13 protein-coding genes are annotated in these 12,043 nt (G+C 67.1%); 4 read left to right on the top strand and 9 right to left on the bottom strand.

Annotated elements, in window-relative coordinates:
• Nucleotides 1–11 precede the first annotated feature (11 nt).
• The 4 genes from ACAM57_RS13945 to ACAM57_RS13930 form a co-directional block, all read right to left on the bottom strand.
• The gene (locus ACAM57_RS13945; RefSeq protein ID WP_184637460.1) at nucleotides 12–680 is read right to left on the bottom strand and encodes a GntR family transcriptional regulator; all 669 of its coding nucleotides are present in this window, start codon (nucleotides 678–680) and stop codon (nucleotides 12–14) included.
• Nucleotides 681–818: 138 nt separating this feature from the next.
• Entirely contained in the window at nucleotides 819–1,652 is an 834-nt protein-coding gene (gene lgt, locus ACAM57_RS13940; RefSeq protein WP_126023940.1) for a prolipoprotein diacylglyceryl transferase, read from the bottom strand.
• A 56-nt stretch (nucleotides 1,653–1,708) separates the two neighbouring features.
• A complete protein-coding gene (locus ACAM57_RS13935; protein ID WP_126023939.1) occupies nucleotides 1,709–1,978 on the bottom strand; it encodes a hypothetical protein in 270 nt (89 codons plus the stop codon).
• Between the two features lie 32 nt (nucleotides 1,979–2,010).
• Nucleotides 2,011–2,784 carry an SDR family oxidoreductase gene (locus ACAM57_RS13930; RefSeq protein WP_369662067.1) on the bottom strand — a complete coding sequence of 258 codons (774 nt, stop codon included), beginning with the start codon at nucleotides 2,782–2,784 and terminating at the stop codon, nucleotides 2,011–2,013.
• 129 nt (nucleotides 2,785–2,913) lie between these two features.
• Between ACAM57_RS13930 and ACAM57_RS13925 the strand changes: the two genes are divergently transcribed.
• Entirely contained in the window at nucleotides 2,914–3,855 is a 942-nt protein-coding gene (locus ACAM57_RS13925) for a LysR family transcriptional regulator (RefSeq protein WP_369662066.1), read from the top strand.
• On the opposite strand, the gene ACAM57_RS13920 is transcribed toward ACAM57_RS13925, so the two are convergent.
• Nucleotides 3,852–4,811 carry a LysR family transcriptional regulator gene (locus ACAM57_RS13920; RefSeq protein ID WP_369662065.1) on the bottom strand — a complete coding sequence of 320 codons (960 nt, stop codon included), beginning with the start codon at nucleotides 4,809–4,811 and terminating at the stop codon, nucleotides 3,852–3,854. The two genes, ACAM57_RS13925 and ACAM57_RS13920, sit on opposite strands and share 4 nt — an antisense overlap.
• Nucleotides 4,812–4,914: 103 nt before the next feature.
• On the opposite strand from ACAM57_RS13920, the gene ilvD reads away from it, so the two are divergent.
• Entirely contained in the window at nucleotides 4,915–6,609 is a 1,695-nt protein-coding gene (gene ilvD / locus ACAM57_RS13915; protein WP_126023935.1) for a dihydroxy-acid dehydratase, read from the top strand.
• 10 nt (nucleotides 6,610–6,619) lie between these two features.
• Here ilvD and ACAM57_RS13910 read toward each other — a convergent pair whose 3' ends face one another.
• Both ACAM57_RS13910 and ACAM57_RS13905 read right to left on the bottom strand, forming a co-directional pair.
• Entirely contained in the window at nucleotides 6,620–7,453 is an 834-nt protein-coding gene (locus tag ACAM57_RS13910; protein WP_369662064.1) for a DUF3592 domain-containing protein, read from the bottom strand.
• A gap of 58 nt (nucleotides 7,454–7,511) precedes the next feature.
• The gene (locus ACAM57_RS13905) at nucleotides 7,512–7,766 is read right to left on the bottom strand and encodes a TIGR04438 family Trp-rich protein (RefSeq protein ID WP_126023933.1); all 255 of its coding nucleotides are present in this window, start codon (nucleotides 7,764–7,766) and stop codon (nucleotides 7,512–7,514) included.
• Between the two features lie 105 nt (nucleotides 7,767–7,871).
• Here ACAM57_RS13905 and ACAM57_RS13900 point away from each other — a divergent pair, with 105 nt between their 5' ends.
• Nucleotides 7,872–8,186 carry a c-type cytochrome gene (locus tag ACAM57_RS13900; protein ID WP_126023932.1) on the top strand — a complete coding sequence of 105 codons (315 nt, stop codon included), beginning with the start codon at nucleotides 7,872–7,874 and terminating at the stop codon, nucleotides 8,184–8,186.
• A 12-nt stretch (nucleotides 8,187–8,198) separates the two neighbouring features.
• Here the strand turns inward: ACAM57_RS13900 and ACAM57_RS13895 are convergent, their stop codons facing one another.
• Both ACAM57_RS13895 and acs read right to left on the bottom strand, forming a co-directional pair.
• Nucleotides 8,199–8,699 (bottom strand): LapA family protein, encoded by a 501-nt coding sequence (locus ACAM57_RS13895; protein WP_369662063.1) that lies wholly within the window; start codon nucleotides 8,697–8,699, stop codon nucleotides 8,199–8,201.
• A 543-nt stretch (nucleotides 8,700–9,242) separates the two neighbouring features.
• Nucleotides 9,243–11,243 (bottom strand): acetate--CoA ligase, encoded by a 2,001-nt coding sequence (gene acs / locus ACAM57_RS13890; RefSeq protein WP_369662062.1) that lies wholly within the window; start codon nucleotides 11,241–11,243, stop codon nucleotides 9,243–9,245.
• 163 nt (nucleotides 11,244–11,406) lie between these two features.
• Between acs and ACAM57_RS13885 the strand changes: the two genes are divergently transcribed.
• Complete coding sequence (locus ACAM57_RS13885) at nucleotides 11,407–12,042, top strand: YqhA family protein (protein WP_126182026.1); 636 nt, start codon at nucleotides 11,407–11,409, stop codon at nucleotides 12,040–12,042.
• Nucleotide 12,043: the final 1 nt, after the last annotated feature.

The following is a 12,043-nucleotide window of genomic DNA, read 5'->3' as shown; positions in this document are numbered from 1 at the left end:
CGTAAGGATCGTCACGACATCACCCTGGACTTCTGCTGGCGCGCGACCTCGCGCAGCGCCTCGCGCTGGCGGGTCAGGTGCGTGCGCATGGCGGCGTCGGCGCCTTCGCTGTCGCGCGCCTTCAGCGCCGCGAACACGGCCAGGTGCTCCGAAAGGCTCTGGTCGAGCCGCCCGGGCGCATGCAGCTGCTGCAGGCGCGCGAGCTTGAGGATCTTGCGCAGGTCGCCGATCACCTGCGCCAGCCACTTGTTGTCGGCCAGCTTGATGATCGCCTCGTGGATGATGTGATTGGTGGCGTAGTAGTCGTTGATGCGCTTGGCCCTGGCGTGGCGCACGAGGCGCTCGTGCAGCGCGTCGAGTTCCTGCAGCTCGGCGTCGCTGGCGTTGCGGGCCGCCTCGTAGGCGCAGCGGCCTTCGAGCAGCGCGATGACAGGGAAGATTTCGTCGAGATCGCGCTCGGTCACCTCGTTGACGAAGCAGCCGCGCCGCGGCTCATGCCGCAGCAGGCCTTCGGCGGTGAGCACCTTGAGCGCTTCGCGCAGCGGCGTGCGGGAGATCGAGAGCCGCTCGCACAGCGCCGTTTCGTCGACGAAGCTGCCGGGGGCCAGGGAGCCGTCGAAGATCTGCTCGCGCAGCGTGGCGGCGACCTCGTCGTGCAGGGAGTTGGGAACCAGGCGCATGGGATCAGGACCGCATAATTTCCTGTAATTACGCGTAATTCTGAGCCCGACATCCGCCCGGCGCAAGTGCCGCGCGTCGAATGTGCGGCGGGTAGTTACCCTTAAGACAAAGGGCCCGAAGGGCCCCTTGGTGAAAGCTCAGGCCCGCGCGGCGCTGGCCGCTTTGCCACCGGTGCGGCCGAACCAGAACCAAAGCGCGATGCCCGCAACGATCATCGGGATGCTCAGCCACTGCCCCTGGCTCAGGTCGAGCGCCCGCAGGCCGAGGAAATCGTCGGGCTCGCGGAAATACTCGGCCACGAAGCGCAGCACGCCGTAGCCGATGAGGAACACCGAGGCCACCTGACCCTGCTTGCGCTCCTTGCGCGCGTAGAGCCACATCACGACGAAAAGCAGCAGCCCCTCCAGCAGGAACTGGTAGACCTGCGAGGGATGGCGCGGCAGCATCGACCCGCTCTGCGGGAACACCATGCCCCAGGGCAGATCGGGGCTGCTGAAGCGCCCCCACAACTCGCCATTGATGAAGTTGCCCACGCGGCCGGCCGCGAGGCCCGTCGGCACGCAGGGCGAGACGAAGTCCATCACCTGCCAGAACGGCCGCTTGCGCGAGTGCGAGAACCACACCATCGCGCCGATCACGCCGAGCAGACCGCCGTGGAAGCTCATGCCGCCCTGCCACACGTACAGAATTTCGAGCGGGTGCGTGAGATAGAACTCGGGCTTGTAAAACAGGCAGTAGCCCAGCCGCCCGCCGACGATGACGCCCATCACGCCGAGGAAAAGAATGTCCTCGATGTCCCGGCGTTGCCACACGCCGGCATCCACCAGCCTGCGGAACGGCTCGTGCCGGAGGCGGCGCGTGCCGAGGAAGTAGAACAGCGCAAACGCGGCCAGGTAGGTCAGGCCGTACCAGTGGATGGCCACCGGCCCGATTTGCAGCGCGATGGGGTCGATATGCGGATACATGAGCATCCGCGGATTGTGCCCCGGCCCGATGTCACGGCCGGGTCGGGGCTATTCGGGCCGGGCTAGCGCCCGAACTTCCACCATACGAGCGCCGCCACCACGGCCGGCACCGCGAAGATCAGCAGGAAGATCGGCAGCTCCTCGGCCACCGAATACCCGGCCTTGATCACGCCCACGGCCATGTTGATGCCCGCGCCGACGAACCACGCCGGAATGAACCACTTGGCCGCGACGGCCAGCGCCGCCGGGGAGCCGTCGCCCAGCAGGCGCCCGGCCAGCAGGAACACCACCAGCAGCACGAAGCCGCCGCCCATCACCATGATCGTGTGCATGTCGTTTTTCCTCCTGGCGGCATCTTGCCCGGTCAACGCGTGGTGTAGCCGCCGTTCGCGAAGATCGTCTGCCCGGTGATCCACCAGCCCTCGGTGACCAGGAAGCGCACGATGGGCGCGATGTCCTCGATGTCGGTCAGGCCCTTCTTCGAGAACTTGCTGAGCGCGGCGGCGCTGCTGTGGTACTCCACGGCCTCCTTGCTCTCCTGGCCGTAGAAGAACGGCGTGTCCATGGGCCCGGGGCCGATGGCGTTGACCGAGATGCCGCGCTCGCCGAACTCCTTCGACGCGGCACGCGTGTAGTGCTCCACGGCCGCCTTCGAGCCCGGATAGATCGCATAGAACGGCGTGTAGGCCGCCAGCAGCGAGCTCACCAGCGTGACGATGCTGCCGCCGTCCGCCATCGCGCGGCCGGCCTGCTGGATGAAGAAGAAGGCAGCCTTGGCGTTGGCGTCGAAGCTCTTGTCGTAGTCGGCCTCGGTGACCTCGAGGATCGGCTTCTTGATGACCACGCCGGCCGTATTGATGGCGATGTCGACCTGGCCGAAGTGCTTCACCGCCTTGTCGAACAGGCCGACGCAGTTCTCGACCACCGAGAGGTCGCCCTGCACCAGCAGCGTGTCGGCGCCCTTCGCCTTGAGCTCGGCGGCGGTCTTCTCCGCATCGGCGCGCGAGGCGTCGCTGTTGTAGTGGATGGCGATGCCCCGGGCGCCGCCGTCGACCAGCTGGTGGCCGATGAGGGCGCCGAGGTTCTTGCCGCCGCCGGCGATGACGGCGACCTTGTTCTTGAGCGTACGTGCGGACATGGATGGACTCCTTGGTTGAAGCGTGGATGCGTGACTGGAGCGGCCAGTCTATTGATCGGCTTCGAACTGATAAATAGGCCATCCGAGGCTAGACTGTTCATGATTTCACGAACAATTCGTTCTTCTTCCATGGACCGCATCGACCTCCTCCAGGTCTTCGTTCGCGTGGCCGAAACCGGCAGCTTCACGCGCGCCGCCGACCGCCTGGGCCTGCCGCGCGCCAGCGTCTCCACGGCGGTGCAGCAGCTCGAAACCCGCCTCGGCTCGCGCCTGCTGCACCGGACCACGCGCCGCGTCGGCCTCACGCCCGATGGTGAGGTGATGCTGGAGCGCGCCCGTGCGCTGGTGGCCGACATGGAGGACATGGAGCAGCAGTTCCTGCCCGCGCGCGGCCAGGTCAGCGGACGCCTGAAGGTCGACGTGCCCAGCCGCATCGCGCGGCGCCTGATCGCACCGGCGCTGCCGGACTTCTTCGCGCTCCATCCGGCCATCGAGCTCGAACTCGGCTCCAGCGACCGCGCCGTCGATCTCGTGCTCGAAGGCATCGACTGCGCACTGCGCGTCGGCCCGCTGGCCAACAGCAGCCTCGTGGCGCGGCCGCTCGGCCACTTCACACTCATCAACTGCGCGAGCTCCGCCTACCTGGAGCGCCACGGCACGCCGCGCACGCCGGCCGACCTGCCGGAGCACGTGGCCGTCAACTACGCCTCGCCGACCAGCGGCCGGGCCGCGCCATGGGAATGGCTGCGCGACGGCGAGACCTCCACCCTGCGCATGCGCAGCCAGGTGGCGGCGAACAACGCCGAGACCTACATCGCCTGCGCGCTGGCGGGGCTGGGCCTGATCCAGATCCCGGCCTACGACGTGCGCGAACACCTCGCGGCCGGCGAACTGGTCGAAGTGCTGCCCGACGCGCGCGCCGAGCCGCTGCCCGTGCAGCTGGTGTACCCGCACCGGCGCAACCTGTCGCGGCGCATGCAGGCTTTCGTGGGTTGGCTCGAAACGGTGCTGGCCGATGCGCTCGACAAGCCGGCCCAACCCACCGGCGGACGCGCACGCAAGGCCCGCTAGACCTCGTCGCGCCGCTTCGGCTCCGCTCCCCGCTCGCGCACGAAGGCGACGAAGCGTTCGAGCGCCGGGTTGGCCGCGCCCTCGGGCCACACCAGGCTGGTTTCGCACCCGGGCAACTCCGGCGCGCTGCGCCGCCGCGCGGCCGGCACGAACTCCTCGGCGCGGCGATACACCACGCCCGCCCGACGGAACTGCGTGACGCTCTCGGGCACCCAGGCCACGCCGATGCCACCCGAGACGAGGTTCACGATGGTCTGCATCTGTATCGCTTCCTGCCCGAGCTGCGGCGTGCGGCCGGCCGCGTGGTAAAGGTCGAAGATGGCATCGTGCAGCGAAGGCACGATGCGGCGCGGAAAGATCACCAGGGGCTCGGCGAGCACGTCGGCCAGCAGCAGCCGGTCGGTGCGCGCCAGCGGGTGACGCTCGGGCAGGGCCAGCACCAGCGGCTCCTGGGACACGGCGAGGCGCGCCAGGCCCGGCGGCGCGGCACCGGGCGAATGCAGCATCAGGCCGGCGTCGATCTCGCCGCGCGCGAAGGCCTCGAGCTGCACGTCGCCGGTGGCCTCGACCAGCTCCAGCGCCACCTCGGGGCACAGCACGCGGAATTCGCGCACCCAGGCGGGGAGTTGCTCGAAGCCCACCGTCGAGACGAAGCCGATGCGCACGCGCCCGACCTGCCCCGCCGCCGCGGCACGGGCCCTTGCGGGCAGCGCTGCGGCGCGCGCCAGCAGCTCCCGCACGTCGGGCAGCAGCGCCTCGCCCGCCGGCGTGAGCGCCACGCGCCGGCGGGTGCGGTCGAACAGCACCACGCCGAGCGTCTTCTCGAGCTGCGCGATGGCCTGCGTGACCGGCGGCTGCGTCATGTGCAGCCGCTGCGCGGCGCGGCCGAAGTGCAGCTCTTCGGCCACGGCGACGAACTGGCGCCAGGCGCGCAGGTCGATGAGGGCTTCATTCATATGCCGAGCATATCAATCTGCAATTGAAAATGGATTGGAAGCAATCAATCAGAAGTCCGATACTTGGACCCCCACCCGATCTCCCCACGACAGAAGAGACACCATGGACACCAAGCCAATCCAGATCAACCGCCGCAGCGCCAACATCGTCGAAGGCAAGAGCCGCGCCCCCAACCGCTCGATGTTCTACGCCATGGGCTACGAGGAAGGCGACTTCAAGAAGCCGATGGTCGGCGTCGCCAACGGCCACAGCACCATCACGCCCTGCAACTCGGGCCTGCAGAAGCTGGCCGACGCGGCCATCGCCGGCATCGAGGAAGCCGGCGGCAACGCGCAGGTGTTCGGCACCCCCACCATCTCCGACGGCATGGCCATGGGCACCGAGGGCATGAAGTACTCGCTGGTGAGCCGCGAAGTCATCTCCGACTGCATCGAGACCTGCGTGGGCGGCCAGTGGATGGACGGCGTGCTGGTGGTCGGCGGCTGCGACAAGAACATGCCCGGCGGCATGATGGGCATGCTGCGCGCCAACGTGCCCGCCATCTACGTCTACGGCGGCACCATCCTCCCCGGCAAGTACAAGGGCCAGGATCTCAACATCGTCAGCGTGTTCGAGGCCGTGGGCCAAAACGCCGCCGGCAACATGAGCGACGAGGACCTGAAGGAAATCGAGAAGCGCGCCATTCCCGGCACCGGCTCGTGCGGCGGCATGTACACCGCCAACACCATGTCGAGCGCCTTCGAGGCGCTGGGCATGTCGCTGCCCTACTCGTCGACCATGGCGAACCCGCATGACGAGAAGCAGAACTCGGCCAAGGAATCGGCCAAGGTGCTGATCGAGGCAATCAAGAAGGACCTGAAGCCGCGCGACATCGTGACCAAGAAGGCCATCGAGAACGCCGTGGCCGTCATCATGGCCACGGGCGGCTCGACCAACGCGGTGCTGCACTTCCTGGCAATCGCGCATGCGGCGGGCGTGGACTGGTCCATCGACGACTTCGAGCGCATGCGCAAGAAGGTCCCGGTGATCTGCGACCTGAAGCCCTCGGGCAAGTACCTCGCGGTCGACCTGCACCAGGCCGGTGGCATTCCGCAGGTGATGAAGGTGCTGCTGAACGCGGGCCTGCTGCACGGCGACTGCATCACCATCAGCGGCCAGACCATCGCCGAGGTGCTGAAGGACGTGCCGGACGTGCCGCGCGCCGACCAGGACGTGATCCGCACCATCGACAACCCGATGTACGAAGAAGGCCACCTCGCGATCCTGAAGGGCAACCTGTCGCCCGAAGGCGCAGTCGCCAAGATCACCGGCCTGAAGAACCCGGTCATCACCGGCCCGGCGCGCGTGTTCGACGACGAGCAGTCGGCGCTCAAGGCGATTCTCGACGGCAAGATCAAGGCCGGCGACGTGATGGTGCTGCGCTACCTCGGCCCCAAGGGCGGCCCGGGCATGCCAGAGATGCTGGCGCCGACCGGCGCGCTGATCGGCGCGGGCCTCGGCGAGAGCGTCGGCCTCATCACCGACGGCCGCTTCTCCGGCGGCACCTGGGGCATGGTGGTGGGCCACGTCGCGCCCGAGGCGGCTGCCGGCGGCACCATCGCCTTCGTGAACGAGGGCGACTCGATCACCATCGACGCACACCAGCTCAAGCTCGAACTGAACGTGCCCGAAGCCGAGATCGCCAAGCGCCGCGAAGGCTGGAAGGCGCCGGCTCCGCGCTACACGCGCGGCGTGCAGGCGAAATTCGCGTTCAACGCATCGAGCGCGAGCTCGGGCGCAGTGCTCGACAAGTTCTGAGATCGCTCGCTCAAGCAGCCATCATCCACGCGCCGTAGCCGAAGGCCAGAAAGCCCAGGCCCACGATGGCGAGGATGCTGCGCGACTGGAAATCCATCGCCGGCGGCAGGCTCTGCACCAGAAAGTGCAGGATCGCGCCGGCGCCGATGGTGATGAAGCCGGCACCGAACTGCTTCATCGGGCTCGGGTCCGGATAGAGGAACACGAGCGCGAAGCCGGCCAGGAAGACCAGGTTGGCGAGCACGGTGCCGCGCGTACGCCAGCGCTTCTGGCCAGGGGTGGGTTCGCGCAACTCCGGCCGCACGTAAGCGCCCTGTTTCTCGCGCGCCTCCCTGCGCGCCATGCCGATGAAGAACAGGCCGAACATCATGGGAAAGGCACCGAAGATGCCGAGCCCCCAGACGCCGCCCCACATGTTCTGGAAATCGGCCACCAGTGCCTGCGCGGGGTCGGCCACGCGGTAGCGCACTTCGACCGGGTCGCCCCATTCCTTGTCCGCAAGGCCGCCGCCAAGGCCCTTGACGCGGCGCTTCCGGCCATCGGGCGTGACGTATTCGACGACCGGCGCGCGCGAGACTGTGACGCGGCCCTTGCTGTCCTTGCTCTGCTCGTCCACGAACTCGACGAGGCTGCCCTGCACACTGGCGGTGCCGGCGATCGACTGGTAGCGGTTCCAGCCCAGCGAGGCCGCGCCGTAAAGGCCGGCGCAGCCGATGAGCAAGGCGCCCACGCCCACACCCCAGAAGAAGTTCCTGCGCCACCCCACGAGCCCGCCGATGGCCGGGCCGAGAAGCAGCGAAAGCCCGAAGACGATCAGCGCGCGGGTGGTGGCTTCCTCGTCCATGGCACGTCAGCGCGGTGCATGCGGTGCGGGGACTTCGGCAGACGGCGAAGGAAAAGGCTCAGCGGCGCGGGCGCTGCCCGTTGCTGGTCTTCATGCCCATGTTGGTCTTCTGCCGGTCGATGCGCTCCTGCCGGCGCCGGTTTTCACGTTCGACGACCTTGCGCTTGGTATAGCCCGACGAATCGGCCCAGGCCCACCATGCCACGGCCATCGCGAACGGCGACAGCACGATCCACCAGCTCCATGTGGCGACCATGCCGATCTCGAAATACTTGAGGGCCAGAGCAAGCAGGCCCAATCCCAGAAACCACATCGCGAATCCCTCAGGGTTGTATTGGCAACGCTTCCGGCGCCGTGCACGGCGCTACCTACAATCGCGTTGAGTCGAATGTAACTCAGCCTTTAACAATTACACCCCATGAAAAGAGTCTTGCTGCCGGCAGTCCTGGGCCTCGGCCTCACCGCACTCGCCGCGCCCGCCTTCGCCGACCTGGCGCTGGCGACCTCGAAGAACTGCATGAGCTGCCACGCGGTCGAGCGCAAGGTGCTCGGCCCCTCGTTCAAGGACGTGGCCGCCAAGTACAAGGACGACAAGGGTGCCGTCGACACCCTCGCCAGCAAGATCATGAAGGGCGGCTCCGGCGTGTGGGGCCCGGTGCCGATGCCGGCGAACAACCAGGTCAGCGAAGCCGACGCGAAGAAGCTCGCGGCCTGGGTGCTGTCGACGAAGTAAGCCCCGGAAAGCTCAGGCCTGCGGATTGATGTCCGCGGGCACCGGACGGCGCTCGATGCGGTCCTCGAGCTGGCCGATGTGCGCGGCCATGGTGTTGTCGGTCTGGTCCGAGCGCAGCCGGATCGCCGTCTCGAGCTGCTCCAGCCGCGCCAGGATCGCCGTCTGGCGATCGGCGTTCTGCGCCATGTGCTTGTTCTCCTGCGCCTCCAGGAAGTTGCGCAGCTCGGTGAAGCGCGAAGCTTCCGCCTTGTCGGCCAGGTCGCGCTGGACTTGCATTTCCTTGGTGTGGCGCTTGGCGTCGATCAGCACCGAGCTGTGCAGGTACAGCACATAGACGAGGAAGAAGGCCGCCAGCACTGCGGTCAGCCCCAGCATGATGAGGCCCAGCGGGGCCGAGACGGTCATGAAGCCCAGCCACACGTCGGTGGGCGTGGACAGCGTGCCCCAGTTGAGCGCGGCAAGCGCCACGATCAGCAGCACGACGACAAAAAGAAAAGCGGATCTCACGCCCATTGCAGGCCTCCTTCGGAAAGATCGAACACATCTGGAACCCGCGCGCTTCGAGGCGCGCGGTGATCCGATGGTTTTACCTCAGCGAAGAGCCACGTTCGGCGCAAATGGCCGCATAAACGGCCATGTCCTACAGCACTAATGCACTGCTGGTCAGTTCGTCTGCGACAACTGCTCCAGGATCGCAGGGTTCTGCCGGCACATCACATCGCTGCGCGATATGAGTGCCGTCTTCACCTGCTCGCGTGCTCTTCGCACGCACCGGCCTGCGGCCGGATCCCGGATCAGTTCGTCTGCGACAACTGCTCCAGGATCGCAGGGTTCTGCCGGCACATCACATCGCTGCGCGATATGAGTGCCGTCTTCACCTGCTCGCGTGCTCTTCGCACGCACCGGCCTGCGGCCGGATCCCGGATCAGTTCGTCTGCGACAACTGCTCCAGGATCGCAGGGTTCTGCCGGCACATCACATCGCTGCGCGATATGAGTGCCGTCTTCACCTGCTCGCGTGCTCTTCGCACGCACCGGCCTGCGGCCGGATCCCGGATCAGTTCGTCTGCGACAACTGCTCCAGGATCGCAGGGTTCTCCAGCGTCGATGTGTCCTGCGTGATCGCCTCGCCCTTGGCGATGCTGCGCAGCAGGCGCCGCATGATCTTGCCGCTGCGGGTCTTGGGCAGGTTGTCGCCGAAGCGGATGTCCTTGGGCTTGGCGATCGGGCCGATTTCCTTGGCGACCCAGTTGCGCAGTTCGTTGGCGATCTGCTTGGCTTCCTCTCCGGTCGGGCGCGCGCGCTTGAGCACGACGAAGGCGCACACGGCCTCGCCGGTCACGTCGTCGGGGCGGCCCACCACGGCGGCTTCTGCCACCAGGTCGGTCTTGGCGACCAGCGCCGATTCGATCTCCATCGTGCCCAGGCGGTGGCCCGACACGTTCAGCACATCGTCGATGCGGCCGGTGATGCGGAAGTAGCCGCGGTCGGCGCTGCGCACCGCGCCATCGCCGGCGAGGTAGATCGTGCCGCCCATCTCCTCGGGGAAGTAGCTCTTCTTGAAGCGCTCGGGGTCGTTCCAGATCGTGCGGATCATCGAAGGCCAGGGCCGCTTGATGACCAGCATGCCGCCCGCGCCGTTGGGCAGGTCCTTGCCCGTCTCGTCGACGATGGCGGCCATGATGCCCGGCAGAGGCAGCGTGCACGAGCCCGGCACCAGCGGCGTGGCGCCCGGCAGCGGTGTGATGACGTGGCCGCCGGTCTCGGTCTGCCAGAAGGTGTCGACGATGGGGCAGCGCTCGCCGCCCACATTGCGGTGGTACCACATCCACGCTTCGGGATTGATCGGCTCGCCGACCGAGCCGAGGATGCGCAGGCTGGTGAGATCCCAGTTCTTCGGATGCACCTTCTCGTCACCGTCGGCCGCCTTGATGAGCGAGCGGATCGCGGTGGGCGCCGTGTAGAACACACTGACCTTGTGCTTCTCGATCATTTGCCAGAAGCGGCCCGCGTGCGGGAAGGTCGGGATGCCCTCGAACACCACCTGCGTGGCGCCGGCCGCGAGCGGGCCGTAGGCGACGTAGGTGTGGCCGGTGATCCAGCCGATGTCGGCGGTGCACCAGAACACGTCTTCGGGGCGGATGTCGAAGGTCCAGTCCATCGTGAGCTTCGCCCACAGCAGATAGCCTCCGGTGGCGTGCTGCACGCCCTTGGGCTTGCCGGTGGAGCCCGAGGTGTAGAGGATGAAGAGCGGATGCTCGGCGTTGACCGGCACGGGCGCGCATTCGGTGCCCTGCCCCTTCAGCGCCTCGGCGAATGTGATGTCGCGGCCCTCGACGCGGTTCCATGCGGTGGGCGTGCGCTCGTACACGAACACGGTCTTGATCGACTCGCAGCCGCCCAGCGCGATGCCGTCGTCCACGATGGCCTTCAGCGGCAGTTCCTTGCCGCCGCGCAGCTGGTAGTTGGCCGTGATGACCGCCACCGCGCCCGCGTCGATGATGCGCTCCTGCAGCGCCTTGGCAGAGAAGCCGCCGAACACCACGCTGTGGGTGGCGCCGATGCGCGCGCAGGCCTGCATGGCGACGACGCCCTCGACGGTCATCGGCATGTAGACGATGACGCGGTCGCCCTTCTTGATGCCGCGCGCCTTGAGCGCGTTGGCGAACTGGCTCACGCGGGCGAGCAACTCCTTGTAGCTGACCTTGGTGACGGTGCCATCGTCGGCCTCGAAGACGATGGCGGTCTTGTTCTCGACCGGGGTGCCGATGTGCCTGTCGAGGCAGTTGGCGCTGGCGTTGAGCTCGCCGTCGCCGAACCACTGGTAGAACGGCGCGTTCGATTCGTCGAGCGTCTTGGTGAAGGGCTTGGTCCAGTTCAGGTTGTCCTTCGCCAGGCGGGTCCAGAAACCCTCGAAGTCCTGCTCGGCTTCCTTGCACAGGGCCTCGTAGGCGGCCATGCCGGAAATGCGCGCGCCCTGCGTGGCGCGGGCGTCCGGCGGGAAGACGCGGTTCTCGACCAGGACGGATTCAATGTTCTTCGATGCGCTGCTGCTCATGCTCTTTGTCTCCAGGATGGGTGCGGCCGTAATGTCGGCGGGCCCACTTACGGGTCACTGACGGTTGCCATGTTAGAGCCTGTTCGATGGCCCTCTCGGGGTTATCACGAGTGCGTCACCGGGACGCCCCTAGAATTCCCGGTCCTCCACAACCGCACTGCAGATGTCTGCTCCCGACCCTTTCGACACCCGGAACCCGCCCGTACCGCGCCGTGGTTCGCCGCTTCGCCCCCTGCCCAAGCTGATCTTCGCGAGCCGCTGGCTGCAGCTGCCGCTGTACCTGGGCCTGATCGTGGCGCAGGCGGTGTACGTGGTGCACTTCCTGGTCGAGCTGCTGCACCTGGTGGAGGCCGCCTTCGGCTCCAAGGAGGCGCTGCAGGCGCTGATCACCAGCATCGGCTACAAGACCACGGCCCCCGTGGGCACGCTCAACGAGACGGTCATCATGCTCGTGGTGCTCGCGCTCATCGACGTGGTGATGATCTCCAACCTGCTCATCATGGTGATCGTTGGCGGCTACGAGACCTTTGTGAGCCGCATGGACCTCGAAGGCCACCGCGACCAGCCCGAGTGGCTGAGCCACGTGAACGCCTCGGTGCTCAAGGTGAAGCTGGCCACGGCCATCATCGGCATCAGTTCGATCCACCTGCTGAAGACCTTCATCAACGCCGACAACTACACCGACCGCGTGCTGATCGCGCAGACCGTGATCCACATCGCGTTCCTGTTCTCGGCGATGGCCATCGCCTACACCGACCGGTTGATGGCGCCCGCCCATCCGCCGGCAGACCCGCACTGAC

Source organism: Variovorax sp. V15 (assembly GCF_041154425.1).
GTDB classification, from domain to species: domain Bacteria; phylum Pseudomonadota; class Gammaproteobacteria; order Burkholderiales; family Burkholderiaceae_C; genus Variovorax; species Variovorax guangxiensis.
This window is presented reverse-complemented; position numbering and strand designations above follow the sequence as displayed.

Excerpts from the sequence above, each read along its gene's own strand:
- ACAM57_RS13945 (WP_184637460.1), bottom strand. The coding sequence starts at position 680 with ATGCGCCTGGTTCCCAACTCCCTGCACGACGAGGTCGCCGCCACGCTG.
- lgt (WP_126023940.1), bottom strand. The coding sequence starts at position 1,652 with ATGCTCATGTATCCGCATATCGACCCCATCGCGCTGCAAATCGGGCCG.
- ACAM57_RS13935 (WP_126023939.1), bottom strand. The coding sequence starts at position 1,978 with ATGCACACGATCATGGTGATGGGCGGCGGCTTCGTGCTGCTGGTGGTG.
- ACAM57_RS13930 (WP_369662067.1), bottom strand. The coding sequence starts at position 2,784 with ATGTCCGCACGTACGCTCAAGAACAAGGTCGCCGTCATCGCCGGCGGC.
- ACAM57_RS13925 (WP_369662066.1), top strand. The coding sequence starts at position 2,914 with ATGGACCGCATCGACCTCCTCCAGGTCTTCGTTCGCGTGGCCGAAACC.
- ACAM57_RS13920 (WP_369662065.1), bottom strand. The coding sequence starts at position 4,811 with ATGAATGAAGCCCTCATCGACCTGCGCGCCTGGCGCCAGTTCGTCGCC.
- ilvD (WP_126023935.1), top strand. The coding sequence starts at position 4,915 with ATGGACACCAAGCCAATCCAGATCAACCGCCGCAGCGCCAACATCGTC.
- ACAM57_RS13910 (WP_369662064.1), bottom strand. The coding sequence starts at position 7,453 with ATGGACGAGGAAGCCACCACCCGCGCGCTGATCGTCTTCGGGCTTTCG.
- ACAM57_RS13905 (WP_126023933.1), bottom strand. The coding sequence starts at position 7,766 with ATGTGGTTTCTGGGATTGGGCCTGCTTGCTCTGGCCCTCAAGTATTTC.
- ACAM57_RS13900 (WP_126023932.1), top strand. The coding sequence starts at position 7,872 with ATGAAAAGAGTCTTGCTGCCGGCAGTCCTGGGCCTCGGCCTCACCGCA.
- ACAM57_RS13895 (WP_369662063.1), bottom strand. The coding sequence starts at position 8,699 with ATGGGCGTGAGATCCGCTTTTCTTTTTGTCGTCGTGCTGCTGATCGTG.
- acs (WP_369662062.1), bottom strand. The coding sequence starts at position 11,243 with ATGAGCAGCAGCGCATCGAAGAACATTGAATCCGTCCTGGTCGAGAAC.
- ACAM57_RS13885 (WP_126182026.1), top strand. The coding sequence starts at position 11,407 with ATGTCTGCTCCCGACCCTTTCGACACCCGGAACCCGCCCGTACCGCGC.